General features: G+C 68.9%; 26 protein-coding genes. 13 read left to right on the plus strand and 13 right to left on the minus strand.

Features of this window, described 5'->3' with window-relative positions:
* Positions 1 to 402 (minus strand): DUF222 domain-containing protein (locus FCK90_RS14060; RefSeq protein ID WP_158034939.1); only part of this gene is annotated, 402 nt, incomplete at its 3' end.
* 438 nt (positions 403 to 840) lie between these two features.
* On the opposite strand from FCK90_RS14060, the gene FCK90_RS14065 reads away from it, so the two are divergent.
* From FCK90_RS14065 to FCK90_RS14080, 4 genes are all read left to right on the plus strand, one after another.
* The gene (locus FCK90_RS14065; protein ID WP_158034940.1) at positions 841 to 1,056 is read left to right on the plus strand and encodes a heavy-metal-associated domain-containing protein; all 216 of its coding nucleotides are present in this window, start codon (positions 841 to 843) and stop codon (positions 1,054 to 1,056) included.
* 1 nt (position 1,057) lies between these two features.
* Positions 1,058 to 2,041 carry a heavy-metal-associated domain-containing protein gene (locus tag FCK90_RS14070; protein WP_158034941.1) on the plus strand — a complete coding sequence of 328 codons (984 nt, stop codon included), beginning with the start codon at positions 1,058 to 1,060 and terminating at the stop codon, positions 2,039 to 2,041.
* Complete coding sequence (locus FCK90_RS14075) at positions 2,031 to 4,331, plus strand: heavy metal translocating P-type ATPase (protein WP_158034942.1); 2,301 nt, start codon at positions 2,031 to 2,033, stop codon at positions 4,329 to 4,331. Before FCK90_RS14070 ends, FCK90_RS14075 begins: the two co-directional genes overlap by 11 nt.
* A 104-nt stretch (positions 4,332 to 4,435) precedes the next feature.
* Positions 4,436 to 5,893, plus strand: coding sequence for a carboxylesterase family protein (locus FCK90_RS14080; RefSeq protein ID WP_158034943.1), 1,458 nt, complete (start codon positions 4,436 to 4,438; stop codon positions 5,891 to 5,893).
* A gap of 22 nt (positions 5,894 to 5,915) precedes the next feature.
* Here the strand turns inward: FCK90_RS14080 and FCK90_RS14085 are convergent, their stop codons facing one another.
* From FCK90_RS14085 to FCK90_RS14100, 4 genes are all read right to left on the minus strand, one after another.
* On the minus strand, positions 5,916 to 6,557 hold the full coding sequence (locus FCK90_RS14085; RefSeq protein ID WP_158034944.1) for a class II aldolase/adducin family protein: 642 nt from the start codon (positions 6,555 to 6,557) through the stop codon (positions 5,916 to 5,918).
* On the minus strand, positions 6,554 to 7,864 hold the full coding sequence (gene otnK / locus FCK90_RS14090) for a 3-oxo-tetronate kinase (protein WP_220433349.1): 1,311 nt from the start codon (positions 7,862 to 7,864) through the stop codon (positions 6,554 to 6,556). Before otnK ends, FCK90_RS14085 begins: the two co-directional genes overlap by 4 nt.
* A 16-nt stretch (positions 7,865 to 7,880) precedes the next feature.
* On the minus strand, positions 7,881 to 9,263 hold the full coding sequence (locus FCK90_RS14095; protein ID WP_158034945.1) for a GntP family permease: 1,383 nt from the start codon (positions 9,261 to 9,263) through the stop codon (positions 7,881 to 7,883).
* Between the two features lie 86 nt (positions 9,264 to 9,349).
* Positions 9,350 to 10,552, minus strand: coding sequence for a homoserine dehydrogenase (locus tag FCK90_RS14100; protein WP_246180426.1), 1,203 nt, complete (start codon positions 10,550 to 10,552; stop codon positions 9,350 to 9,352).
* 193 nt (positions 10,553 to 10,745) lie between these two features.
* Here FCK90_RS14100 and FCK90_RS14105 point away from each other — a divergent pair, with 193 nt between their 5' ends.
* Positions 10,746 to 11,552, plus strand: coding sequence for a DeoR/GlpR family DNA-binding transcription regulator (locus FCK90_RS14105; protein WP_158034946.1), 807 nt, complete (start codon positions 10,746 to 10,748; stop codon positions 11,550 to 11,552).
* Positions 11,553 to 11,611: 59 nt separating this feature from the next.
* Here the strand turns inward: FCK90_RS14105 and FCK90_RS14110 are convergent, their stop codons facing one another.
* The gene (locus FCK90_RS14110; protein ID WP_158034947.1) at positions 11,612 to 12,205 is read right to left on the minus strand and encodes a TetR/AcrR family transcriptional regulator; all 594 of its coding nucleotides are present in this window, start codon (positions 12,203 to 12,205) and stop codon (positions 11,612 to 11,614) included.
* Positions 12,206 to 12,280: 75 nt separating this feature from the next.
* Between FCK90_RS14110 and FCK90_RS14115 the strand changes: the two genes are divergently transcribed.
* Together FCK90_RS14115 and FCK90_RS14120 are read left to right on the plus strand one after the other, a co-directional pair.
* Positions 12,281 to 13,123: an alpha/beta fold hydrolase gene (locus tag FCK90_RS14115; RefSeq protein ID WP_158034948.1), complete on the plus strand. Its 843-nt coding sequence runs from the start codon at positions 12,281 to 12,283 to the stop codon at positions 13,121 to 13,123.
* A 65-nt stretch (positions 13,124 to 13,188) separates the two neighbouring features.
* Positions 13,189 to 13,851 carry a DUF998 domain-containing protein gene (locus tag FCK90_RS14120; protein ID WP_158034949.1) on the plus strand — a complete coding sequence of 221 codons (663 nt, stop codon included), beginning with the start codon at positions 13,189 to 13,191 and terminating at the stop codon, positions 13,849 to 13,851.
* On the opposite strand, the gene FCK90_RS14125 is transcribed toward FCK90_RS14120, so the two are convergent.
* The 5 genes from FCK90_RS14125 to FCK90_RS14145 all read right to left on the minus strand — a co-directional run bounded on the left by FCK90_RS14125 (position 13,838) and on the right by FCK90_RS14145 (position 18,664).
* Entirely contained in the window at positions 13,838 to 14,443 is a 606-nt protein-coding gene (locus tag FCK90_RS14125) for a vitamin K epoxide reductase family protein (protein WP_246180427.1), read from the minus strand. The two genes, FCK90_RS14120 and FCK90_RS14125, sit on opposite strands and share 14 nt — an antisense overlap.
* Before the next feature lie 31 nt (positions 14,444 to 14,474).
* Positions 14,475 to 15,104, minus strand: a complete 630-nt coding sequence (locus tag FCK90_RS14130) for a DsbA family protein (protein WP_343029904.1) — start codon at positions 15,102 to 15,104, stop codon at positions 14,475 to 14,477.
* A gap of 8 nt (positions 15,105 to 15,112) precedes the next feature.
* Entirely contained in the window at positions 15,113 to 17,155 is a 2,043-nt protein-coding gene (locus FCK90_RS14135; RefSeq protein WP_425481715.1) for a heavy metal translocating P-type ATPase, read from the minus strand.
* On the minus strand, positions 17,152 to 17,541 hold the full coding sequence (gene cmtR / locus FCK90_RS14140; protein ID WP_158034951.1) for a Cd(II)/Pb(II)-sensing metalloregulatory transcriptional regulator CmtR: 390 nt from the start codon (positions 17,539 to 17,541) through the stop codon (positions 17,152 to 17,154). Before cmtR ends, FCK90_RS14135 begins: the two co-directional genes overlap by 4 nt.
* A gap of 103 nt (positions 17,542 to 17,644) precedes the next feature.
* Complete coding sequence (locus FCK90_RS14145) at positions 17,645 to 18,664, minus strand: LacI family DNA-binding transcriptional regulator (RefSeq protein WP_158034952.1); 1,020 nt, start codon at positions 18,662 to 18,664, stop codon at positions 17,645 to 17,647.
* Positions 18,665 to 18,782: 118 nt separating this feature from the next.
* On the opposite strand from FCK90_RS14145, the gene FCK90_RS14150 reads away from it, so the two are divergent.
* Both FCK90_RS14150 and FCK90_RS14155 read left to right on the plus strand, forming a co-directional pair.
* Entirely contained in the window at positions 18,783 to 19,955 is a 1,173-nt protein-coding gene (locus tag FCK90_RS14150; RefSeq protein WP_246180429.1) for a Gfo/Idh/MocA family protein, read from the plus strand.
* Positions 19,952 to 20,977 (plus strand): sugar phosphate isomerase/epimerase family protein, encoded by a 1,026-nt coding sequence (locus FCK90_RS14155; protein ID WP_158034954.1) that lies wholly within the window; start codon positions 19,952 to 19,954, stop codon positions 20,975 to 20,977. The genes FCK90_RS14150 and FCK90_RS14155 overlap by 4 nt, the downstream gene beginning before the upstream one ends.
* 58 nt (positions 20,978 to 21,035) lie before the next feature.
* Here FCK90_RS14155 and FCK90_RS14160 read toward each other — a convergent pair whose 3' ends face one another.
* Complete coding sequence (locus FCK90_RS14160) at positions 21,036 to 21,839, minus strand: AAC(3) family N-acetyltransferase (RefSeq protein WP_158034955.1); 804 nt, start codon at positions 21,837 to 21,839, stop codon at positions 21,036 to 21,038.
* A 45-nt stretch (positions 21,840 to 21,884) separates the two neighbouring features.
* Positions 21,885 to 22,439: a TetR/AcrR family transcriptional regulator gene (locus FCK90_RS14165; protein ID WP_158034956.1), complete on the minus strand. Its 555-nt coding sequence runs from the start codon at positions 22,437 to 22,439 to the stop codon at positions 21,885 to 21,887.
* Between the two features lie 143 nt (positions 22,440 to 22,582).
* On the opposite strand from FCK90_RS14165, the gene FCK90_RS14170 reads away from it, so the two are divergent.
* From FCK90_RS14170 to FCK90_RS14185, 4 genes are all read left to right on the plus strand, one after another.
* Positions 22,583 to 23,572, plus strand: coding sequence for a phosphotransferase enzyme family protein (locus FCK90_RS14170; RefSeq protein ID WP_181954332.1), 990 nt, complete (start codon positions 22,583 to 22,585; stop codon positions 23,570 to 23,572).
* Between the two features lie 147 nt (positions 23,573 to 23,719).
* Positions 23,720 to 24,316, plus strand: coding sequence for a sugar O-acetyltransferase (locus tag FCK90_RS15890; protein WP_158034958.1), 597 nt, complete (start codon positions 23,720 to 23,722; stop codon positions 24,314 to 24,316).
* A gap of 100 nt (positions 24,317 to 24,416) precedes the next feature.
* Entirely contained in the window at positions 24,417 to 25,031 is a 615-nt protein-coding gene (locus tag FCK90_RS14180) for a DUF4286 family protein (protein WP_158034959.1), read from the plus strand.
* Between the two features lie 67 nt (positions 25,032 to 25,098).
* On the plus strand, positions 25,099 to 25,995 hold the full coding sequence (locus FCK90_RS14185; protein ID WP_158034960.1) for a helix-turn-helix transcriptional regulator: 897 nt from the start codon (positions 25,099 to 25,101) through the stop codon (positions 25,993 to 25,995).
* The last annotated feature ends 15 nt before the right edge of the window (positions 25,996 to 26,010 follow it).

Genomic DNA, 26,010 nt, shown 5'->3' on the forward strand with positions numbered 1-26,010 from the left:
GATGGCCCGCCAGTGGGTGAGGATCACCCTGGCCTGGGCCCAAGTGATCTCACCGGCTTCCAAAGCGGCCAGGGTGCGGGGCAGATCGGTGGCGAAGATCAACGCCTCAGCCACCGTGGCCCGTGCGGTACCGGCTGGCAGCATCAGAGCCACCGCGATTTCTGCGGCCACATCACCGGCCACCACATCCACCGACCCCTGGGCCAGAGCCGCCGCTGTCCAGGGGCCGGCGGCAGCTAGGCGCTGGGGCAGGGTTTCGCCCCGGCGTGCTAACGCCGCCTCGTACAGGTCTGCGGTTAACCGCAACAGCCGGCCCCTGGCGGCGGCCTCCACCCGCGCGGCCGCCTGAATACCGGCCACCAGCTGCCGGGCGGTCTCCCCATCGAGGAACGACAGCTCCAAAGGCTCCTGGGCTGAGGCGCTACAGGCGGCGCTGGGTGTGGGGGCGTCGGCGTCGTTGTTTCGCCCATCACCTTCGACACCGCCGAGGGAACCGGCGATGGGGCCCTGCCCCAGACCGGAAGGAACCCCGTTCCTCTCAGCGTCTTCGAAGGACCCGAACCCCTTCTGACCTGCCCCGTTCATGCTCCCAGAATCCCACGAGGGTCAGACAACACAAGCCCGAAAACAACCCAGAACAGACCCCCGGAAACAATTCACAAAAGGAAATTTCTATCGCTCACAACCCCACCGAAGACGGACCTCCACCCTCGCGCGTCGCCACGTCGGAACCCGAAATAGAACGCCCGGAAAGTCCTGCACAAACCGCCCACCACGTTGACCAATACCCCCTAGGGGTATAGTCTGACCGAAGTTGACCCCCATCGAAGGAGCGAACTCATGAGCACCACGACCACCGAGTACCAGGTCACCGGAATGAGCTGCGGGCACTGCGAGTCCGCAGTCCGGGAGGAAGTCTCGGCGATCCCCGGCGTGACCGGGATCGACGTCAGTGCAGCAACAGGCCGTCTGACCGTGACTGCCGAGCAGCCCATCGACGACGCAGCTGTCATCGCGGCGGTCGACGAGGCCGGCTACGAAGCCGCCAGGAGCTGAGATGAAAGCACCCGTGCGGCTCGGCCTGTACGGGCTGGTTCTGGTGATCGTGTTCGCCGTGGCAGGGTTCACGGCGAACGCGGTCGTCCCGGAGGAGACCGTGCGGAGCTGGGCAGAAGACACCGAGCAGAGCCCTCACCAGGCAGAAGGCCATGGCGAAGGTGACGACCCCGAGGTGGCCGGGGGTGGAGGGCACTCCACGGAGGAGGCTGCGCCGGGCCTCGGCATCGCGGAGGACGGCTACCGGCTCACTACCGTGAACGCGCCTGCGGAGACCGGCTCGGAGGGCGAACTCTCCTTGACCGTGACCGGACCCGACGGGAATCCGGTGACGGACTTCCAGCGCGAACACGAGGAGGAGCTGCACCTGATCGCCGTCCGCGCTGACGGTCAGCACTTCCGCCACGTCCACCCCGAGATGAACGCCGACGGCACCTGGTCGGCCCCCTGGGAATGGGATGCAGCTGGTTCCTACCGGGTGTTCGCTGACTTCGTACCCGGCGAGACCGGCGATGGCGTCACCTTGTCGACCACGGTCCAGGTGGCCGGCGACTACACCCCTGCTCCGGCCGGAGGCACGGTGACCGAGGCATCCGTCGACGGGTTCGACGTCGACGTCACCGGCGACCTCGTCGCCGGCGAGGCGTCGGAACTGACCTTGAACATCACCCGTGACGGGCAGCCGGTGACCGGCCTGCAGCCGTACCTGGGCGCCTTCGGGCACCTCGTGGCACTGCGCGACGGCGACCTGGCCTACCTGCACGTCCACCCCCAGGGGAATGCCCCGCAGGGCGGCGAGACATCAGGGCCGGAGATCGTCTTCGAGGCCACCGCGCCCACTGAAGGCCGCTACCTGCTGTACCTGGACTTCCAGGTCGACGGGCAGGTCCACACCGCCCCGCTGGTGCTCGACACCACGACCGGAAGCGGGACCGCCGACGAGTCCGGCGCCGAACACGAGGAAGGAGCAGGCCATGACCACTGAGAACACCAGCACGCACCTGGCCGGCGTCGAGCTGCAGATCGGCGGCATGACCTGCGCGTCCTGCGCGAACCGGATCGAGAAGAAGCTCAACAAGCTCGACGGTGTCACCGCGAGCGTGAACTACGCGACCGAGAAGGCCAGCGTCACCGCCCCCGAGGACTACGACCCGCAGTTGCTGATCGCCGAGATCGAGAAGACCGGCTACACCGCGGCCCTTCCGTCCCCTCCCCAGGAGTCCGGCGCGGAAGGCGACGACGACGGCGAATCGCCCGAGGACCGGGAACTGCGATCTCTGCGGCAGCGACTCATCGGCTCGGCGGTCCTGGCCGTCCCGGTCATCGCCATGGCGATGATTCCGACGCTGCAGTTCGACTATTGGGGCTTCGCGTCACTGGTCCTGGCCGCACCCGTGGTGGTGTGGGCCGGGTGGCCCTTCCACAAGGCGGCATGGATCAACCTGCGTCACGGCGCAGCCACCATGGACACCCTCATCTCCGTGGGCACCACCGCGGCGATGCTGTGGTCGATCGTCGCGCTGTTCTTCGGCACCGCGGGGCAGCCGGGTGTCGTCCATCCCTTCGAGCTGACCATCTCCCGCTCCGACGGCCTCGGTCACATCTACCTCGAGGTCGCGGCCGGGGTGATCACGTTCATCCTGATGGGCCGTTACTTCGAGAAGCGCTCCAAGCGCCGCGCCGGGGCCGCTCTGCGCGCGCTCCTGGAACTCGGGGCGAAGGAGGTCTCGGTCCTCCGCGGCGGCAAGGAGGAGCGCGTTCCCATCGACCAGCTTTCGGTGGGCGATGAGTTCGTGGTCCGGCCGGGCGAGAAGATCGCCACCGACGGGATCATCGTCTCGGGCAACTCGGCCATCGACGCGTCCATGCTCACCGGGGAATCCGTGCCCGTCGAAGTCACCGAGGGCGACGAGGTCACCGGTGCCACCGTCAACGCCGGCGGCCGCCTGGTCGTGAAAGCGACTCGCATCGGCTCGGACACCCAGCTGGCGCAGATGGCGAAGATGGTCGAGGACGCCCAGTCCGGCAAGGCCGAGATCCAGCGCCTGGCCGATCGGGTCTCCGGGGTGTTCGTGCCGATCGCGATCGCCATCGCCGTGGCCACCCTGGGTGCGTGGATCGGCGCGGGCTTCCCGCTCTCGGCCGGCTTCACCGCCGCCGTCGCCGTGCTGATCATCGCCTGCCCCTGCGCTCTCGGCCTGGCGACGCCGACCGCGCTGCTGGTCGGCACCGGGCGCGGCGCGCAGATGGGCGTGCTCATCAAGGGCCCCGAGACGCTGGAATCCACCCGCAGGGTCGACACGATCGTGCTCGACAAGACCGGCACCGTCACCACCGGCAAGATGACGCTCACCGACGTCATCCCCGCCGACGGGGTCGACAGGACCGAACTGCTGCGCCTGGCGGGCGGGCTGGAGGGCTACTCCGAGCACCCCATCGCCCAGGCCATCGCCGTCGGCGCCACCGCCGAGGCCGGTGAGCTTCCGGCCCCGGAGTCCTTCGAGAACATCGAGGGCAAGGGCGTGCAGGGCGTCGTCGACGGCCGCGCCGTCCTGGCCGGCCGGGAGACGCTGCTGGCGGACTGGGCGATCCACCTCGACCATGACCTCAAGTCCGCCAAGCAGGCCGCCGAGACCGAGGGCAAGACCGCGATCGCCGTCGGCTGGGACGGTCAGGCTCGGGGGGTGCTGGTCGTCTCCGACCAGATCAAGCCCACCAGTGCCCAGGCCATCACCCAGTTCAAGGAGCTCGGGCTGACTCCGGTGCTGCTGACCGGTGACAATCAGGCCGTGGCCGAGCAGGTCGCCGCCGAGGTCGGTATCGAGAAGGTCATCGCCGAGGTCATGCCCAAGGACAAGGTCGACGTCGTCGCCCGGCTCCAGGGCGAGGGCAAGGTCGTGGCCATGGTCGGCGACGGCGTCAACGACGCTCCCGCCCTGGCCCAGGCCGATCTCGGCCTGGCGATGGGCACCGGCACCGACGTGGCCATCGAGGCCGCCGACATCACCCTGGTCCGTGGCGATCTGCGCGCCGCCGCGGATGCGATCCGGCTGGCCCGGCGCACGCTGCGGACGATCAAGACGAACCTGTTCTGGGCCTTCGCCTACAACTCCGCCGCGATCCCGCTGGCCGCCTTCGGCCTGCTCAACCCGATGCTCGCGGGAGCGGCGATGGCGCTGTCGAGCGTGTTCGTCGTCTCGAACAGCCTCCGGCTGCGGACCTTCAAGGCCCGCGCGGACGACGCCGCAGCGGCCGCAACACCCTCACCGCGGTGAGTGGTAAGCGCGGTGAGTAGTGAGTTGGGCCGCTCATCAGCACTGACGAGCGGCCCAACTCACTACTCGGCGGGTATTTCAGCGGCTGTTACAGTCACGGAAGCATGAGCTCCGATGCGATCGCCCGCACCTCCGGCGGTCTGGTACGGGGGCTGGATCGAGGCGACTCGAGGGTCTTCTACGGCATCCCGTACGCCGCCCCGCCCTCCGGCGACCTCGCCTTCGAACTCCCGCGACCACCGGCGCCGTGGGCGGGAGTGCGGGATGCGACGGCGCCCACCGCGACGGCCCAGCAGATGAACGTCAAGGGGAGCACGATCCCCGAACCGTCCGTTCCCGGGCTGGATATCCTCACCGTCAACGTGTTCACGCCGCCCGGTATTGCACCCGAGGCGGGGTGGCCCGTGCTGGCCTACATCCACGGCGGCGCGTACACCTCGGGCTCCCCCGTGAGCCCCTGGTACGACGGCGCCGCGTTCAACCGAGACGGCGTCATCGTCGTGACCATCGGATACCGCCTGGGGGTCCCCGGCTTCGGGGAGTTCACCGACGCGCCGTCGAACCGGGCCGTCCACGACTGGCTGGCCGCTCTGGCCTGGATCCGTGGCAACATCGCGGCGTTCGGCGGCGACCCAGGTCGCCTCACGCTGGCCGGCCAGTCCGCCGGTGCCGGTGCGGTCCTCACTCTGCTCGGCGTCGAGGGGATCGAGGCGTTCGTCCACCGCGCGATCGCGGTCTCCCCGATCCTGGCCATGACCACCCCGGACCGGGCCCGCGGGACCACGGCCGAGGCCGCCGAGCTCCTGGCCGCGGAACCGTGCGCGAAGTCCTTCGCCACGCTCCCCAGGCTCGGTATGGACCAGGTGCCGTCGCGGCTGCGCAACACCTTCGGCGCAGCGGCAAGAGCCTCCACCCCTGAGACCGATCCCGTGACCCTCCTTCGCAAGACCTCCCGCTCCCTGGAGTTCGCACCGGTGCTCGACGGCGATCTCCTCACCCGCCCCATCGCCGAGGGCGCGAGGAGGTCGCGGGTTCCGCTGCTCATCGGCGCCACGGCCCACGAGATGAACACAGACATCCCGCCCTTCTTCGGCGCCTGCGACCACACCTCGCTCACGCGCCTGGGCCTGCCCGACGAGGAGGCCCGTCAATACCTCAGCCTCCGCGGCGGCGATCCGGAGGGCTGGCGGCAGCTGCTCAGCGATCTCATGTTCCGGGCGGTCGTCCCGGCCGTAGCCGAGGGACGGGAGAGCACCTGGGCCTGCGACTTCGGCTATCCCGCCCGCGGAGAGCTCAACCCGGGCTACGCCTTCCACTGCACGGACCTGCCCTTCGTCTGGGACTGCCTCGGGGCCGAAGGCGTCTCGCGAGCGCTCGGAGCCGCACCGCCGCAGGACCTGGCCGACGAGGTCCACGGCGCCTGGGTCTCGTTCATCGCCGGTGGTGGACCCGGCTGGCCCCCTTACGCGGAGATGCGCAGCGTGCGCCGCTTCGGCCACCCGGAGTCGACGACGGTCCCGGACGGCTACGCGGCGGAGAGCCGCCTGGCCGGCCTGCTGTAGCGCAGAGACGTTCCTGGAGGTTCTACCAGGGGGTCCCGTACCGTTGGGTCAGTACTGCGACGTCGTCCTCGGTCAGCCAGCGCGCGGGTGCGTCGAAGAGCTGGACGTACAAACGGCAGGCCTCCTCGACCTCGACGGCGCGATCCAGGGCCTGGGCCAGGTCGCGTCCTGAGACGATCAGCCCGTGATTGGCCAGCAGAGCCCCGTGGAAGAGCCCCTCCACGCTGGCCAGCTCCTCACCGAGTTCCTTCGAGCCCGGGGGTGCATAGGCCACCGACGGCACCCTGCCCACCCGCATCACCAGATATGGCGTGACGGGAGGAAGGGCCGAACGTTCGGAAGCGGGCCGCAGGCACGACGCGGCCATGGCCTGGGCCGAGTGCAGGTGGATCACCGCCCGCGCCTCGGGATCTTTCGCATACATCGCCTCGTGCAAGGGGTATTCCTTCGAGGCCCGGGGGCCTGAGAGCTGCACCCCCTCCGCCGACATGACGGCCAGCTGCTCGGGGTCCAGCGCACTCAGCGAGACCCCGGTAGGAGACATGTATGTCACCCCCTCGGCGCGTACTGAGAGGTTTCCGGACGCTCCGGGGCTCAGCCCCAGTTCCACTACGCGGCGTCCGACTCTGGCCGCGTCCACCGTGGCCTCCGGTATCGTGCTCATGCCTTCATATCCCATGCTCGGGTCAGTAAGTCCTCTCCGCCGAAGTTCCCGGACTTCAGCACCAGGGGCAACGGCGGGGTCTGCTCGGCGGAGTCGCCTTCCCCTCCGGTAGCCCCGCGTTCGGCAAGTGCCCAAGCGACACCGGGGTCCAGGGTCCTTCCCATCCGCAGCGACCGGATTCCCAGTGCTTCGATGACCGCACCGCTGGTCTCCCCGCCTGCTACCACCAGCCCCTGCACCGATTCCTCCTGGCTGAGCGCCCTGGCCACCCGGGCGAGGCACTCTTCGATGAGCGGGGCATCCTCCAGGCTGCCGAGGTCCTCGGGCGATGCCGTCGCATAGACGGTCACGGCGTCGGCGGGATCACCGGCGAGGATCTCCTCGGCCAAGGCCTCCGAGTAGCCGGCCACGTCCTCTCTGAGCCGGTTCAGGTCGAGCTGTATCCCACGGCCCCGTTCGAGGGCGTGCCGGACCTGCGCCTGGGTGGTCTTCGAGGCGCTGCCGGCCAGGGTGATGCGCCGGCCGCGGGCGGGGCCGACGGAGATCGCCCCGCTGGCACGGGGCCCCGCGAGCCCCTGGGCCAGGCCTGAGCCCCCGGTCAGCAGGGTGAGCCCGTTGGCGGCCCGGGCGACTGTTCTCAGGTGCTCATCGGTTACGGCATCCACCACCACGTACCGCGCGCCGTCGGCCTCGGCTCGGCGAAGCCCGTCCCGGACCGCTTCCGTCCCCTCCATCACGGTGGTGAGGGGCAGCAGGGCGATCCTCGACCCCTCCCGCAGTTGCGGCTGCAGCAGCCGGATGAGATTCGAGTCCCGCATCGGGGTCAGGGGGTGATCCCGAAGGGAGCTCTCCTGGAGCGGCTTCTCGTGGACGAACAGGTTGCCCTGGTAGACGGTCCGCCCAGTCGCGGGGAAGGACGGGACCACCACGGTCATCGAGGTGCCCAGTTCATCCATCAGGGCCTCTGCCACCGGGCCGATATTGCCCTGCGGCGTCGAGTCGAACGTCGAGCAGTACTTGAAGTAGAACCGTCCGCAACCCTGCTGCCGCAGCCAGCGAACCGCGGCCAGCGAACGGCCGACGGCGTCTCCGGGCGGTGCGGTGCGGGTCTTCAGCGCGACGACGATCGCGTCGGCTTGCAGGCTCGGTCCGTCGGGGCCGGCTCCACGGGTTGCGCCACCGGCCTCTGCCAGGAGCGTTCCCTCCTCGGGGACGACGACCGTTTCGTAGCCGGCGTCGGTGAGCATGATCGCCAGGTCGGTCGCACCGGTCAGGTCATCGGCGATAGCGCCGAGCGGCATAGACATTGCTTCTCAGGCCTCCTCAGACGATTCCGGCCAGGACCATCAGGTTCAGCACGACGAAACCGACGACGCCGGAAATCGCCGAGGCGACGCCGATCGAACGGATGCCCTGGCCCACTGTCATGTTCGACAGGGTGGTGGTCACCCAGAAGCCGGAGCTGTTGGCGTGCTTCATGATCTGCGCACCGCACGCGCAGGCCAGGTAGACCACGATCGGTGCGAGATCCAAGGAGCCGATCAGCGGTTCCATGATGGCCGCTGCGGTCATCACCCCCAGGATGTTCGAGCCCGTGATGGTGCACACGGCCGCGGCCACCAGGAAGGGGATGAAGATCGGCGAGATGCCCACCGTCTGGATCCCTTCGGCGACGTTCTCGGCCACTCCGGTCTCACGGATGATCAACGCCAGCGCACCGCCCACGCCGGTAAGGGCCAGCGGCATCGCCGCGATGCGGAGCCCGCCCTCGAACATGTCGTTGATGACCTCCTTGTCCTTCCACCGGGCGCCGAACAGGGGCAGGACGGTCAGGCAGCCCAGGAACAGCGCCACGGCGGGGGCACCGACGAAGGAGATGATCTCGTAGGGCAGCGACCCTTCCGGGAGGACCGGAGCGACGAAGGCGGCGATCGTGATCAGCAGGATGGGAGCGAGCACCGGCGTCAGCGCCGCAGCCAGGGACATCTTCTGGAGGTCGATCTTGGTCGCGGTTCCGCCCCCGCCATGGCCCGCCCCGGAGCCCTCGCCTGCATCGCCCTCGGTGACCTCGGCGACGAACTCGGCCTTGGGATCGACATGGGTCTTGATCGTGGTCAGGTACAGCGTCGCAGCGATGATCCCCGGGATGCCGACGGCCAGGCCGTACAGGATGGCTTCACCGGTGCTGACGCCCAGGAGGGAGGCAGAAGCCAGGGGGCCGGGCCCGGGAGGAATCACCGAGGTCATCACGTAGGCCCCGATATAGAGGATGGGCCCGAGCTTCATCATGCTGATGCCGGTCCTGGCCGCCACCATGGAGACCACGGGAATCAGCATGATGACCGCGGAGTCGGCGATCAGCGGGATGCCGATCAAGGAGGAGGCCAGGGCGATGGCCCAGGGGACCCGCTTCTCGGAGAACAGGTTCAGGGCTGAGTCGGTGATCTTCAGCGCGGCTCCGCTGAGCTCGAGCAGTTTGCCGAGCACGCAGCCGAAGATCACCAGAAGGCCCACGCTGGCCATGGTGTTGCCGAAGCCCTCGTTGATCATCTCGATGGTGGCGCCTCCGCCCATCCCCAGGGCCAGGCCGAGGGCGACGACGACGATGAAGAGCGTGGCGACCGGATGGACCTTGAACTTGGCGATGAGCAGGACCAGCGCGATCACGGCAGCGAGAAACGCCGAGAGGACATACACGTCGGACATGACGATTCCTTAGCTTGATGTAAACAGTCGAAATGAGCTGCGCGATGCGCCCGGCCTGGTGGCCCGGACCCTTGGCAGCGGTGAGGTCAGATGTCGGAGAGGGCGATCAGCTCGCCCGCCGGTACGTCCCGGATCAGGCTCTGACCGGCAGCGGTGTACAGCGGGGCGATATCGGGGTCGGGGTCGTGACGACGATCGACGAGCACCGGGGTGACGCCGTCGACGTCGTGGTGATGGCCGCCCATGTGCAGCACCGTTCCCGCGGGCAGATCGCGTTCGGCGCGTCCCGCCAGGAGGGTCTGCCCCGTGGGCATGCGTTCTGAGACCGCCCGGCCCGCAGCGGCGGCGGCGATGGTCTGCACCGTCTCGACGCCCATCAGGTGATAGGGGAGGTACAGGCAGGCGTAGTGGCCGTCGCGGCTGACCACATGTCCCTTGCCGCGAAGGATCTCCCAGGTCTCGGTGTCGTGGGTTCTCACCACGACGAACACTCCCCCGGCGAAACTGGCCTCGCCGCGCAGCCGGAGCACGCTGAAGACGTCCACGATCCCGGCGGAGTGGAGGAGGCCGCCGTCCTCGCGCAGGGAGTAGATGTCAGCCAGTTCGTTGATCCGGGCCACCGGGTAGTGCATCCGTTCCACGTCCGCCACCGCCCCGGTCCAGGAGGCGACGACGGCCATCTCGCAGTAGTCGGCGGCCGCCTTGCGGGAGAGCGAGTCGACCAGGGCGGCCCGGCGCTCCAGCGTGTCCCGGAGATCGTCACCGAGTTCGAGCAGCTGGTTCATCTCCGGCACCACGATCTGCTCGTCCAGGTACTGCAGGATCCCGGTGGACGGGTCGAGGACCAGGTCGTATTCGCCGGACTTGCCGATGGCCACGACGTCCAGTCCCCACCCGGAGACGCGTTCGTACCACTCGACGAGGTTGGCGGGCTGATCCCCATGAGCGGGCGTGTAGACCACCGAGTGCTCACGAGCCTTTCGCGCCAGCTCGACCCCGCAGACAGATTCGACCTCTTTGCTGACCATGACGACATGACGCCCCGCGGAGATCGCCTTCTCGGCGGCCTCCGCACCGGAGCGCGGGCTGCCGGTGGCCTCGACGAGAACGTCATAGTCCGTATGCCCCAGCATCTCGAGGGAGGGCACCACGGCGACGTCCTGCCGTCCGAGGGCCTCGAGCTGGTCGGCACTCGTGCAGACGTGCAGCTGTGACCGCGGCATACCCAGCTGGTCGCACAGCGCGAGAACGGCGTCGGTGTCGAGGTCGCACAGCACGCTCGCGGTCACTTGCGTGTTCCGGAGGCTCTGAGCGAGCAGCGTTCTCGCGAAACCGCCGGCTGCGCCTGTCAGCGCGAATCGGACTGGGGAGGCAGTGGTCACGTCAGCTCGCTTTCCCGGGATCAATGTGGCCCGCGTCTCATGTTGTATAGAATCTGACCACAGAATCACATATTTAGCAACTGATGCATCATATTTTCACATGCCATATCCTGGTGGCCGACATCGAGGAGGTTGCGTGATCCCTGATCAACGGCGGCAGGCGCTACTGAGAGCGCTACGTGAATCCGGTGTGCTCAGCATCCGGGAGCTGTGTGACCTGCTCAAAGTTTCACATATGACCATCCGGCGGGACATCGCCACCCTGGAGGCCGAAGGGCTCGTGGAGGCGGTCGCCGGTGGCGTGCGCAGCGTTCAGTCGCTCCGCAGCGAACCGACCTATCAGGACAAGTCCTCCACCAAGATCGCCGCCAAGACGGCCATGGCGGAACGCGCCGCAGAGTTCGTCCAGAGCGGCCAGACCCTCTTCCTGGACGCGGGAACCTCGCTGGGCCACCTGGTCCCCCACCTGGCGGGGCTCGAGGACCTGACGGTGGTCACCAACGACTTGACCACGGCGGTGCATCTGAGCGACCTGGAGAACATCGTGCTCTTCCAGATCGGCGGCCATATCGATCGGCGCAATCGCTCGACGGTGGGGGCGTTCGCCGCCGAGATGCTGGCGCATTTCAACTTCGACCTGGCCCTGATCTCCACGAGTTCATGGGACCTCGCGCATGGGGTGAGCACGCCGTCGGAGCTCAAGGTCGGCGTGAAGAGGGCCGCCATCGCCCAGGCGAAGACGACCATGCTCGTCGCAGGGTCGGAGAAATACGGCCTGGTGGGCACTTTCGGCGTAGCGCCGCTGAACGCCTTCGACCACGTGCTGACCGACCCAGACCTGCCGGAGAGCGAGATCGAACGCATCCACCGGGCGGAGATCGACCTCATTCTCAGCGAGCCGGCGTAGACCAAGGGGCCCTGCTGGAGATCATCCGCGGTACGACAGGGGCTGCCTGAACCGCGGAGTTACGACGCCGGCCCGGCTCCGCCCTCATCCACCGCAGGGCTCAGGAGTGGCTGGAGCAGCTCCGCGAGCGCGGTCTCGGTCTCCATCGGAGTGAGGGCGCCGTCCCGGCGGAGGATGCGCCAGGTCGTGGCATCGCACAGGGCGACGACCTGCGCGATACGGCGTGCGCGCAATGCGCCCTCCAGCGGCAGCCGATCGGCGAAGACTCCCTGGCACCAGGCGACGTGGTAGGACCGACCCCGGGCGGCCAGCTCGGGGAGACCGGGAACCAAGGGCGCCTCGGAGTACATCTTCAGGATCAGGTCGCCGTAGCGCTCGTAGTGCTGTACGAGGGCGGCGAGCACCGACCCGGGAGAGGCCGCCCCAGCGCTCGTACGCGCTTCGACGATCCGCTCGAGTTCACGTTCCGCGACCCCCACCATGAGCGCCGCCTTGCCCCCGAACCGGCGGATGACGGTCTGCACGGTCACGCCCGCATCCGCGGCGACGTCCTCGAGCCGGACGTGCTCGTAGGGGGTGTCCGCGAAGCGCGCGAGCATCGCGTCGAGGATGCGCTCGCCGGTCCTCTCCGCCGCCTCGGCGCGTGTGGTCATCCGGTAGGGCCGGCTTCGTTCGTGCGGGTCCGTCGTCTCTCGACTTTTCACGTGACCCAAACTAACATCAATTTCATGTCACCCGAATTAATAGCGAATTACGGCACGCACCTGGTGCCCACCCGCCTCGGGCGCCTCTCCGTGCGTTCAGTCGGCCCGGCGGACGGTCTCCCCACCGTGCTGTGGCCGTCGATGTTCGTCGACGGCCGCACCTGGGACAGGGCGCTGCCCCTACTGCGCCGCGACGAGCCCGGCCGGCGTTTCCTAGTGGTCGACCCGCCCGGACTCGGCCGCAGCGAGCCCCTGCGCACCCGCAGCACGATCGCCGAAGCCGCCGCAGCCGCCAGGGACATGCTCGACGCACTCGCCGTGCGGGCACCCGTCGACTGGGTGGGCAACGCCTTCGGCGGTCACGTGGGCTACGAGCTCGCGGCCGAGCCGGGCGCACTGCGCTCCTTCGTGGCCATCAGCGCGCCCGCCGAGCCGATCTCCCCGGCGCTGCGCCGGCAGATCCTGCTGCTGAAACCGCTGCTGCGGACCTTCGGCGCGGTGGGTCCGGTACGCACGGCGGTAATCACCGCGATGCTGACGGATGCCTCGTCCGCCAACCCCGAGATCCGCGGCATCGTGGCCGAGAGCCTGGCCCGGCCGGAGAGGGCGAGCCTGGCACTCGCATTGCGCTCCTTCATCCTCGACCGGGTGGACGTCTCCGCACTGCTGCCTCGCATCTGCGTCCCGAGCCTCTATCTCGCCGGTGACGACCGTGGTGACTGGTCTCCCGCTGACGCCGCTCGTGCAGCCGCGCTCACTCCCGGAGCCGAGGCACGCACGATCTCCGGGGCGCGCACGCTCGTACCGCTCGAGCAGCCGCAGGCGGTGGCCCGCGAGCTGAGCGCTTTCTGGCACAGCCTCGCTTAGCGGGATCCCGGACCAGGGTCTCCCGCCAGGGCCCCTGGCACGAGGTCCGGGCGATACCATGAGCCATGTCCACGGACTCAGTTGCACGGCCGCGGGGGCTCGCCCGGCACGCTCCCGTCCTGGCGCTGAGCGCGGCTTGCCTCTACCTCCTGATCGTTGCGGCCCTCCACGTGCTCCAGCCGGAGACCGACCCGTTCACCGAACCGGTCAGCGCCTACGCCCACGGTCGCGGCGGCCCGGCATTACAGGTCGGGATTTTCAGCGCCGGTGCCGGCGCCCTGGCACTCGTCGTCGCAATAATCCCCCTCCTCGCCCGCACCCGTTCGCGGGCTCGCCTCGCCCTCGGGACCGTCACCCTCGGGATCTACGGCATCGCCCAGCTCGCTCAGGCGTTCTTCCCCATCGACGACGACGGCGCCACGACCGCCATCGGCGCCGTGCACAACGCCCTGGGCAATCTGGTCTTCTTCATCCAGCCCGTGGCCGCCGTGCTGGTCGGCACGACCCTCGCACACCTGGGCGGCAGCCGCGCCCCCGCTGTCCTGGGATGGCTGCTCGCCGCGATGGTGGTGATGGTGCTGCTGGCGGCCAACGTGGTCGGGTTCTTCGGCCTGGCTCAGCGCCTGTACCTGACGACGGCGGCGGTATGGGTGATCATGAGCGCCGTCGCCGTCCGGGTGATCGTGGCCCTCGGGCCGCCCCCTGCTTCCCGGCTCACACGAGGGTGATCCAGTAGTCCCAGAAGCGGTAGGCGATCAGGCCGGCGATGATGAGATACCAGGCCGTGAGGATCGCACCGCGGTATTCCGTGAGAACCGAGAGTGCACGGCGGATCCCGGCGTTCCCTATGGTCCGCAGGGGTTGGAGGTTGGCCACGCTGACGTACCAGAAGACGGGGATGGTCACGATCCACACGATCATGCAGTACGGGCACAGCGCGCCGATGACGAAAACGCTCTGATAGATCAGCCAGTGCACGAATATGACGGCGAAACTCACCCCCGCCTGGACGAGGGCCCAGAACCAGCGGGCGAAGACCGCCCCGGCCAGACAAACGGCGCCGATCGCGGCGACGACGGCGAACCCGGCGATGCCGAGAACGGGGTTGGGGATGCCGAACGCCTCTGCCTGAGGGGTATTCATCACCGACCCGCAGGAGAGCACCGGGCTGATGTCGCATGTGGGGACATAGGCCGGGTCCGCGATCAGGGTGATCTTCTCGACCAGCAGGATCACCGCAGCGACCAGGCCGACGAACCCGCCGACGACCAGCAGCACCCCCAGCCCTCGCCGGGTACTCGCCGAGGACTCAGCTGCCAACCCCTCTGCTCCGAGGCGGACAGGGGAATCCTCAATCACGGAGCGCGGCATCGAAGGCCTCCTCCAGGTCGGCGATGCTCGCGGGCTGGAGGACGTCACCGTCGAGGAAGAACGTCGGCGTACCGGTGACCCCGAGCGCCTGCCCGTCCGCCTCGCTCTGCTCGATGCGGTCGAGGGTGGCGGGGTCGTCGTAGGAGGCGGCGAACCGTTCCATGTCCAGGCCCAGGTCCTCGGCGTAGCCGAAGAAAGCCTGGCGCTGCGAGGTCTGCCGGTGCCCCCAGTCCTCGGCGGTCTCGAACAGGCGCTGGTACATGGCCTCGAACTCCCCCTGGTCGGCGGCGGCCTCGGCGGCCAGCGCTGCATCGAGGGAGTTGCCGTGCAGGGGCATATGCCGCACGACGAAGGTGACCCGGTCTCCGTATTCTTCGCGCAGGTCCTCGACCACGGGGTAGAGCGCCAGGCAGCCCTCGCACTCGAAGTCGAGGAACTCCACGAAGACCGCTTCCCCACCCTCCGATAGGCGCGGGCTGTCGTCGCGCACCAGCAGTTCGGCGCGCTCCTCGCCGGTGGCGGTCTGCGAACGCGACTCCCCACCCCCGAGGATGAGGAAGCCGGCCAGGACGAGCACTGCGGTGCCGATCATCGCCAGGGACAGTTTCACGCTACGGCTCATCGGATACCCGCCTCCACCGGACCGGAGGAGGACCTCGCGGTGAGGCCTCCCGTGCCGACCGGCCGGGAGCCCCCCGTCGAGCGCGCCGCCCGGATGCCATTGGCGATGACGAGGACCTCCGCGATCTCGTGCACGAGGACCACCGCGGCCAGCCCTAGCACGCCGAACAGAGCCAGGGGGAACAGCACGACGATGATCGCCAATGCGAGGGCGATGTTGCCCGTCATGATCGCCCGGCCCCTGCGGGCGTGGGCCAGCGCGCCGGGAATCAGCCGAATGTCGGTGCCGGTGAAGGCGACGTCGGCGGATTCCACCGCGGCCGCCGAACCGGTGGCGCCCATCGCGATGCCCACCGTGGCCGAGGCCAGCGCGGGTGCATCGTTGATGCCGTCGCCGATCATCGCGGTCGGCGTCAGCTCGGACGACCGGCGAACGTAGGCGGCCTTGCCGGCCGGGAGCTGCTCGGCATGCACCTCGTCGACCCCGGCTTGGACGGCGAGCGCCTCAGCGGTGCGGGCGTTGTCTCCGGTGAGCATCACCGTCGAGATGCCCTGGGCATTCAACGCGGCGATCGCCTCAGCGGCTTCGGGACGCAGCTCGTCGCGGATGCCGATCGCGCCGGCCACCAGGCCGTCGACCTCGACGACGATGACGCTCATGCCCTGCCCGGCCAGATCCGCGGCCTGCGCGGTGAGCGCCCCCGGGTCGATCCACCGCGAACTGCCGACCCGCACGCGGCGTCCTCCCACGCCCCCCGAGAGGCCATGGCCGGGATGCTCCTGCACTCCGGCGGCTTCCGGGACGGACGGTGCCGCGACGGTGACGGCCTCGGCCAGAGGGTGGGTACTGGTGCTCTCCAGCGCCGCTGCGAGGCCGAGCACCTCCGCCTCCGGATGGTCCGCCGTGGTGCGCACGGCCACGACCAGGGGCCGGTTGCGGGTCAGAGTACCGGTCTTGTCGAAGGCGACCCGGCGGATCGTGCCGAGCTGCTCGAAGGCGGCGCCGGATTTGATGACCACACCGAACCTGCTCGCCGAGCCGATCGCGGAGATCACGGTGACCGGGACCGCGATCGCCAGGGCGCACGGCGATGCGGCGACCAGCACCACCAGGGCTCGCTCGATCCAGGTGCCCGGATCGCCCACCACGAATCCGAACACCACGACCAGCACGGCGACGATCAGCACCAGCGGAACCAGGGGCCGGGCGATCTTGTCCGCCAGCCGGGCCCGCTCGCCCTTGTTCGCGTGCGCCTGCTCGACCAGGTGGACGATCCTGGTCAGCGAGTTGTCGCGACCATCGGCGGTGGCCTCGATAGTCATGGTGCCCGAGCCGTTCACCGATCCCGCCAGCACATCGTCCCCGGGGCCGGCCGCGACCGGAATGGATTCCCCGGTGATCGCCGAGGTATCCACCCAGGACCGGCCGGAGGAGACCACCCCGTCCGTCGCTATCCGCTCCCCGGCGCCCACGACCAGGACATCGCGTTCGCGAACATCCGGGGCGGGGACCACCACCTCGCCGGCCCCGGGTCGGGAGACGCGGGCGGTCTCGGGAATCAGGGAGAGCAGGGCGCGCAGGCCCCGCTGGGCACGGTCCATCGCCCGGTCCTCCAGTGCCTCGGCGATGGAGAACAGGAACGCCAGCGCGGCGGCCTCACCGACGTGTCCCAGCAGGACGGCCCCGCCGGCGGCGATGGTCATCAGCAGCCCCACCCCCAGACGTCCACGTCCCCGTGCCGTGACCAGTCGCTTGACCGTGCCGGGCACGAACGTCCAGGCGCCCAGGACCAGCCCGAGGGCGAAGGCGGCCACCGCCAGGGGCCGCAGTCCGGCCCACTCCAGAACGAGACCGGTCACCCACAGCAGGCCCGATGCGATCGGCAGGGCGAGAGAGCGGTCCCGCCACCAGGGCCCCCAAACCTCGTGCTCCCCTCCGTGCCCCGCACGCTCAGACGGGCCGCAGCAGGCGTCGACCGGCTCCGCGGTCACGGGCTCTACGGTCACCGGCGCCTCGCCGCCGCAGCACTCCCTGCTCACCGCACGGCCTCCGGCCCGGCCCCCTCGGGTTGCCGAGCACCAGGACCGCAGCAAACCGGCACGTCGTGCTCCGCCTCCGGGCACGGTACGCCGTCATCCACGGCCAGCACCACATCCACCAGCTCCTGCAGCGCCCGCGTCAGCCTCTGGTCGGCGATCTCGTAGCGGGTCCTGCGCCCTTCCGGCACGGCGACGACGATCCCGCAGCCGCGCAGGCACGCCAGGTGATTCGACACGTTCGTGCGCGAGAGCTCCAGGTCTCGCGCCAGCTGCGCCGGATGACCCGGCTCGGTCAGCAAGGACAGCAGGATCCGCGATCGGGAGGGATCGGCCATCGCCCGGCCCAGCCGGTTCATCACGTCCACCCGCGAAGCTATGGTCAGCATGTACTGACCATACACCAGGTGCTGACCTATGGATCCACCTCATTGCCGCGCGAACGGCACAGACGTGGACGGCCCCGAGGCCGAGCAGCCGGCCGGACGGCAGTCAGGCGGGGCGGGGAGGCTCCGAGGTGGAGGACCGGATCACCAGCCGGGTGGGGACCACCGTGGTCTCGGGCTCCTTGTCCGGATCGGCGAGCCGGCGGAGGAGGATCTCGCCGCACGCACGGCCGACGTCATACCCGCAGCCGTCGATCGTGGTGAGGTCGAGGAACCGCGAGCGCGCGAGCAGGGAGTCGTCGTAGCCCGCCAACGCCATGCCCGAGGGCACCTCGAATCCTCTCTCGCGCAACGCTGCCCGCGCCCCCAGGGCCATCGTGTCGTTCGCCGCGAAGATGGCGGTCACACCGGGGTGGCGATCCAGGAGCTCCAGGGTGCCCAGGTAGCCGCCCTCCTCGTTGGTCCCGTGCCCTTCCCCCGCGTAGAGAGGGCCCTCCCCCTCGCGGGCCGAATCCTCGATATAGGCCTGCAGGCGGGCCGCGGCCACTCCACCCGCTCCCGTCACATGACCGATCCTGCGGTGGCCGCGCTCGCGAAGATGGTTCATGAGCAGCCGCACCCCGAGCGCCTCGTCGGCGCGCACGTGATCGGCGCCGGCGATGTCATGGAGCCGGTGTCCTTCGAGCACGGTGGGAACACCCGGGAAGTCGAAGGAGCGCCCGGGTTCGCCCGCGACCAGAAGGGCGTCGACCTGGGTATCGAGGAACCCCTCGATGGCGTTCAGCGTCCGGTCACCCATCCGGTAGTGCTCGCGCACCGCCACCTGGAACCCCTCCGGCCCCATCACCTCACGCACCCCGGTCAGCAGGGCTACGAACCAGGGGTTCTGGAAGTCGTCGATCACCAGGCCCACCATCCGGGAGCGGTTGGCTGCCAGCATGGCGGCGGCACGGCTCGGCCGGTAGCCGAGGCGTTCGATGGCCTCCCTCACCGCGGTCCGCTTCGCCTCGGCCACCAGGGGCGAGTCGTTCAGGACGAGGGAGACGAGCGATTTCGAGACGCCGGCCTCGCGGGCGACGTCGTAGATCGTCGGTCGCGGCGGGCGACGTGCTGGGTTCGTGGCCATGATCCCTGCCGATTCTGCCACACCCGCACCAGCCTCCACCGGCGTTGACAGTGCGTTCCCGCCGTGCTTTGATCGAGCTACTTGGAGCGCTCCAAGAAAACTGATCGAGGAGGATCACGTGACCATCGGTGTAGCCGTCATCGGCGCCGGGATGGCGGGCAAGGCCCATATTGCCGCCTACCGCGTAGCGCCCACCCTGTACGAATCCACGCTGCCGGACCTGCGCTATGTCGCCATCGGGGACATCAACGCCGAACTGGGCGCCGCCACGGCCAAGCGCTACGGGTACGAGCGCTCGGTCACCGACTGGCGGGAGATCGCCGAGGACCCCTCGATCGACGTGGTCAGCGTCGTCATCGCCAACAGCCTGCACCTCGAGGTGGTCAAGGGACTGCTGGAGGCCGGCAAGCACGTCCTGTGCGAGAAGCCCCTCAGCGACACCCTCGAATCCGCCCGGGAGATGGCCCGGCTGGCCGATGAGGCCAGCAGCATCGCTCGCATCGGGCTCACCTTCCGGCGCCAGCCCGGGCTGGCCGCGATCAGGCAGTGGATCGACGACGGCACCCTGGGCAAGGTCCTGCACTACAGCGGGCGCTACTGGTGCGACTACGGCTGCAACCCGCAGGGTCCGATGAGCTGGCGCTACCGGGGCCCCATGGGCTCCGGCGCCCTGGCCGATGTCGGCAGCCACCTCACCTACCTGTCCGAGTTCCTGTGCGGCGACATGCGCTCCGTCGCCGGGGGCACCCTGGGTACCGCGATCACCGAACGGCCCCTGCCGCTGGGCGCCGTCGTCGGCCATGGCCTGGCCGCCGTGTCAGACGACTACGAGCCCGTCACCAACGACGACTACGCCTCCTACACGGCGCAGTTCGACGACTGCATGGGGACTCTCGAGGTCTCCCGCGTGGCGGCGGGCTACCCGAACGCGCTGAACATCGAGGTGTTCTGCGAGAACGGCGCCGCCAGCTTCCATCAGGACACCCCGTCGCAGGTCCGTCTGTACCGTCACGACGACATGCCCGGCAAGAACGGATACCGGACCGTCAACCTCGGTTCCGACCACCCCTACATCGCGGGCGGGCTGCCGATGGACGTCTCGGGCGTCGGCTTCGGCCAGAACGAGGGCTTCGCCTTCCAGGCCCGGGCCTTCCTCGAGGAGGTCGCCGGCATCGACGAGGAGCACTCGCTGCCCCGCAACGCGTCCTTCGACGAGGGCGTGCACAACATGGAGATCCTGGCCGCCGTCGCGGAGTCGGCCGCCGACGAAGGGAAGAAGGTGACGCTGTGAAGCTCGGTGTCTACAACGCGATCCTGCACGACCGGCCCCTCGGCGAAGCCCTCAAGGTGATCGCCGATCTCGGCCTCGATGGCATCGAGATCAACTCCGGCGGCTTCCTGCCCCCGGTCCACATCCAGGAGCTCGACGAGATCGCCGCGGATCCCGCCGTCGCGAAGAAGTACCTGGCGCAGTTCGAGCGCACGGGCGTGAGCATCGCGGGCCTGAACTGCAACGGCAACCCCCTGCACCCCAACCCCGAGATCGGCGCCAAGCACGCCGAGGACCTGCGCCGCTCGATCCGCGCCGCGGCCGCGCTCGGGCAGGACCGCGTGGTGACCATGTCCGGCCTGCCAGGCGGTGAGCCCGGCGCGACCCGGCCCAACTGGATCGTGAACGCCTGGAACTCCGCCGCCCTGGACGTGCTGGACTACCAGTGGGAGATCGCCGCCGCGTTCTGGTCGGAGATCGACCAGCTGGCCAAGGACCACGGCGTCAAGGTGGCCTTGGAGCTGCATCCGCAGAACGTCGTGTTCAACGCCCGCGATGCCCGCAAGCTGATCGAACTGACCGGCGCGACGAACGTGGGAGTCGAGCTGGATGCCTCGCATCTGTTCTGGCAGCAGGCCGACCCGGTCGCCGTCGTCCGGGATCTGGGGCCGCTGATCTTCCACGCCGCCGCGAAGGACATCCGGATCAATCCCGAGCACGCCCGCCTCAACGGCGTCCTGGACAACGGCTTCCGTCGGCTCTCCCCGGACGAGCCGCGGACCAACCTGGGCGGCTCCGAGTGGGCGAACGAATGGCCGCAGGATTCCTCCTGGGACTTCGTGGCCCTCGGCAAGGGCCATGACAGCGCGTATTGGGCCGAGTTCATCGCGGCGCTCTACGAGATCGATCCCGGCATGTGCCTCAATATCGAGCACGAGGACACCGAGCTGGGGCCGATCGAGGGCCTTGAGGTGGCAGCGGCCGTCCTGAAGGACGCGTGGGGCAGCTACCAGGGCACCAACCCGGAGGCCACAAGGGAGTAACGGCTGCCGTTAGGCCCTGCGGTGCTGCAGCACCGCAGGGCCTTGCCGTGCTCATCCGCTATCTGTGGTCCTCGAACCACCGTGCGGCGTAGTCCACGAGCTGGCGAGCGGGGAGTATCTGAGCGTTGGCCTCCCCCACGCTGCCAGTACGCACGAGTCCGGTGTCGGATGCGAAGGCATCCACGACCTCGACGAAGTCATGGTCGTGGACGTCGAGTTCGTCGTAGACCACCCATTCGCGGCGGCCGTCGACGAGCATGGCAACGCCGTTCGTGGAGTTCTGCTTACCGGGGTAGTCGGCCCGGTGCTCGGCGAGGTGCAACATGGTGGTCTTCGCCGCCGTCACCCCGAGCAGGAGGATCCTGGCGTCGAGTTCGACGAGCCTGCCGAGCGGGGAGCCCTCCCCCGAGGGCGAGTCGAGCGGGTGCCTCGCCGTGATCTGCTCGGCCAGCGGGCCTAGTGCCGTGATCGAGCGATGCGGGTGCGGACTGCGCAGCGCTCCCGGCTCGGTGCGGAAGAGTTCGGCGACCGCGCCCATAGTCTGGCTCGGTGTCCTCGCTGGGTCGTACAGAGGGAGGTTCTCGCGGATCGTGGGCCACCACTGCTCGGGGGCCTCATTCAGCACGGCGGGGTCGCACAGCTGCCATGACTGCGTCGGCATCACGAGCGTGCCGTCAGGTCCGACTGCCTCGCGCAGCGCCGCGAGCACCGCCTGAGGGCCCCCGACGACCCAGCCAAGCGACTTCAGCGAGGTGTGGACCATGACCGTCGACCCGAGCCGGACGCCGAGTTCACGGAGATCTGCGGTGATCCGGGCGGCGGTGATCGGCTCAGATGAGGCTGATTGTTGGAGCGATGACATCGAAGGCCTTTCGTATGGTCTGCAGTAAAACGGCGTACTGGTTCGTCAAGGACTCGTGATGCGTCGGATGCCCTCGATGAGGTCGGTTACTTCGGCGGGATCGCGGTCCAGGGTGCGGTGCACGGCGAAGCCTTCGATGAGGGCATCCAGCAGCCTCGACGTGCGAGGGTCGAAGTGCGCTTCCAAGGTTTCCCTCGCTCGCGCCATCCACCGTTCCGTGATGTCACGGAAGGCGGGGTCGCGGGCGGCGAGGGTGTAGAGCTCGTACGTGACGATCTGTTCTTCCAGATCGCCTCCCGGAATGTCGGCGAGAATGCCCTCGACGACCCCGTCGAGGGCCTCGGAACGGTTGCGAGCATCGGACAGCCGCTGTGCGAAGCGTTCAGCAGCCCGGTCCGCGAAACGGCTGAATGCCTCGTGGAGCAGGTCGTCCATCCCCGTGAAGTGGTAGGTCATCGAGCCGAGCGGCACTCCTGCCGCGGCGGCTACCTTGCGATGCGAGGTGCCCCGAACACCCTCGGTGGCGATGACGCCGAGAGCTGCGTCGATAATCCGGTCGCGCCGTCCGGGGTCGGCCTGCCCGCTCGCCCTCGCGTTCATGATGCCTCAGATCTCCCAGATGATGCGGGCGGGGTTGCCGCGAAGTACTCCATCATGCGGACGATCGTACCAGCAGGATGTACGGTCGTACATGTGAGGGGCCGGCATCTGTCGGCCGTCAAGGAAGACGAAGGGTCAGGACGATGTGCGACGACACGGTGACCGGGACGGAGGAGGCGATACTGGGCCTCCGCAGCCGGGCCGAGATCGATGCCTGGGTCACGAGGGCGCTGCGTGAGCTGACGGGTTCGGCACCTGTGCGCCGGCTGTTCCGCGCCGGGCGCATCGATGCGGTCTACGCAGTGGAGACGGAGGACGGCAGGCGACTGGTCCTCAAGGTGCACCGACCGCCCGTCGACCTCGATGCGCGACGCGCCATTGCCGAAGCACAGCGAGCCCTCGCCCGGGCCGGCTTCCCCTGTCCCGAGCCTGTTGCCGGCCCCACGCTGCTGGATGGAAAGACCGTCACCGTCGAGACCCTGCTCGAGAGCGGCGCTACGCACACGGGCAATGATCCCGTCGTCCGGGCTGCGACGGCAGCGGGCCTGGCCGAGCAGATGCGGATCCTCCGCGCAGTGCCGGCACTCGAGCACGCCGTGAGTGACCCGCCGGCCTGGTGCCGTTACCAGTCCAGTCCGTGGCCCGTGCCCCACGACCCCGTCTTCGACTTCACCAGCACCCCTCCCGGCTACGAATGGCTCGACGACATCGCCGGGCGCGCCTCCGGAATCCTGGTCCGGGACCTGGCGCGGGAGGGGCGGGACGTCGTCGTTGGGCATGCCGACTGGTATTGCGGCAATCTGCGTTTCGACGACGGCCGGCTCTGCGCCGCCTTCGACTGGGACCTCGTCGCCGACAGCGCACCGGTCCTGGCCGGCCTCTCGGCCGGCGGCTACCGCACCGACCGCACGCCGACCCCGGGGGATGTAGCTGCATTCCTGGCCGACTTCGAGACCGCCTGGACGCACCCGTTCACCGACGCGGAACGATCGACGGCATTCGCGGCCGCAATCTGGATGATTGCTTTCAACGCCCGGTGCGACCTCGACAACCTCAGGCGCTGTATCGACGACGGGACGGCACTGCGCGCACTGCAGGAGCATGACGAAAAGTACCTCGAACAGCTGACGTAGATCCCTGCTCACATACAAAAGTACGAACGAACCAAGAAGCTGCGTCATCGGTGCCGTCGCCGGTGCCGCGCACCCGCATTCCCCGCACGACATCACCTATCCCGCATGAGAACCGGAGGCTGCACGCGTCCGGGAAGGAGTTCACGGATGACCCTCGAAGAACAGCGCACCCGGATCCTCTCCGGCGCGGTCTACGACGACCTTACCGACGAGCTGGTCCAGGCACGCGAAGACGCCGTGGTGGCCACCGACCGGTACAACGCCAGCTTCGGGCAACCGGCCCAGGTCCGCGAGAAGCTGCTGCGCGATCTCATCGAGCACGCCGGGCCGGGCGCCTTCTTCACCCCCACGTTCCGGTGCGAGTTCGGCTTCAACATCTCCGTGGGGACGAACTTTTACGCCAACTTCGACTGCGTCATGCTCGACGGCGGCGGCATCACCATCGGTGACCACGTCCTCCTGGGCCCCAGGGTCAGCATCTACACCTCCAACCACGCTCTCGACCCGGAAGAACGCGCAGCCGGGGCCTGCGTCGCCCGGCCGGTCGTCATAGGCGACCGCGTCTGGATCGGCGGCGGGACCACCATCAACCCTGGCGTGACCATCGGCGACGGCGCCGTGATCGGCTCCGGATCGGTCATCACCCGCGACGTCCCCGCCCGCACCGTCGCAGCCGGCGTTCCCGCCCGAATTATCCGGGAGATCACCGATGCCGATCGCACCGGATACCTCGGCGCCCACTGACAGGAGGCACACTCGTGGTGAAGGACCTCGTCGGTCGAGGCCCGCACCGGAAACGGCCGAGGATCGGCTGAATCCTCGCCGCACAGCCAAGGAGCCACCATTGCACCCGCAACCCGCCGCAGACCCGCCTTCCGGGGACTGCACGTTGCTCATCGAAATCCCCGGGATCCGCTGGGACGCTGCGGATGCGCATCGGGCGAGGCGGCGGGTGCCGGATCTCGAGGTCGACATCCTGACGGCTGTCTCGGCCGAGGAGACGTGGTTCTACATCCCGGATCAGAGCACCCAAGAGCTCGACGACGCGCGGCAGGCGGGCGGATTGCTCGCGACGATGCTCGGTCTGGGCCCCGACGCGCTGCCCGAGTTCCGTTGCCGCCGCCTCACAGGGCTCCTCAAGCTGGGAGACGCCTCCCACGGCAGGCAGCAGTCATGGCACTACACCTCGCAGACGGACGTTCCGGAGACCACCGAGGAGGAGTTCAACCGGTGGTTCGACCGGGAACACCTGCCGCAGCTCGCGGGCCTCGGGGGCACCGTGCACGCGGCGCGCTACCGCACCGACGGGTCGCCCCGTTATCTCGCCTGCTACGACCTGACCGCTCGCGAGGTCCAGGGCAGCCCCGAGTGGCGCGCTGCGATCGAGAGCCCCTGGCGCGATCGGATGCATCACCAGTTCATCGGTCCCCGGCGCCTGATGCTCCGGCGGCTGCACTAGGGCCGGGGACTTCGAGTGGCACTGAGAGGGTCTCCTTCAGCGTGGCAACCCGATCTATCGTGGCCGCATGGACAATCGAGCAGAGGTGCGGGAGTTCCTCTCTTCAAGGCGCGCCCGCTTGAGCCCGGCGCAGGTGAGCCTGCCTGCGGGCACGAACAGGCGGGTCGAGGGCTTGCGCCGCAGCGAAGTCGCCACCCTGGCGGGAGTGAGCGTCGAGTACTACACCCGGATCGAGCGCGGTGCGATCTCCGGCGCCTCCCCTGAGGTGCTGGACGCGATTGCGAAAGCGCTGCTGCTCGACGACGCCGAGCGCGCGCACCTGTTCGACCTGGCCCATGCGGCCAGCCCCGTCGCCCGACCGGTACGCCGGCGCAGCTCGACGTGCTGGACCCCGCACGCCAGCCTCCAGTGGATGCTCGACGGCTTCACGGCCGGGCCGGCGTTCGTGCGGAACGGGCGGATGGACCTGCTGGCCGTCAACCGCCTGGCACGAGCGTTCTACCGGGACGTCTACGACATGCCAGGACAGCCGCCCAACCTCGCTCGATTCACCTTCCTGGACGAGCGGGCCTATACGTTCTATCCCGACTGGGAGAAGTTCGCCGAGGTGACCGTGGCGATCCTGCGCACCGAGGCGGGCCGCGACCCGCACAACAAGGAGCTCCACGACCTCATCGGCGAACTCGGCACCAGGAGCGGCGAGTTCCGGACCCGCTGGGGCCGGCACAATGTGCGCCATCACGGCACCGGATCGAAGACGTTCAACCATCCCGTTGTGGGCGAGATGACCCTCGCCTACGAGGGCATGGCGCTCGAAGCCGAGCCCGGCCTCACACTGACTTTCTACACGGCGGAGCCGGCCTCCCCGGCGGAGGAGCGGATGAGGCTGCTCGCATCCTGGTCCGCGAGCGAGTACGGCGAAGCCGGAGCCGCGGCGAACGACGTGGCCGAGGAGAGGCGGTAGCGCCGTCGTCGTGCC

The sequence above is a fragment of the Kocuria coralli genome (genome assembly GCF_008831305.1).
GTDB classification, from domain to species: Bacteria; Actinomycetota; Actinomycetes; order Actinomycetales; family Micrococcaceae; genus Kocuria; species Kocuria coralli.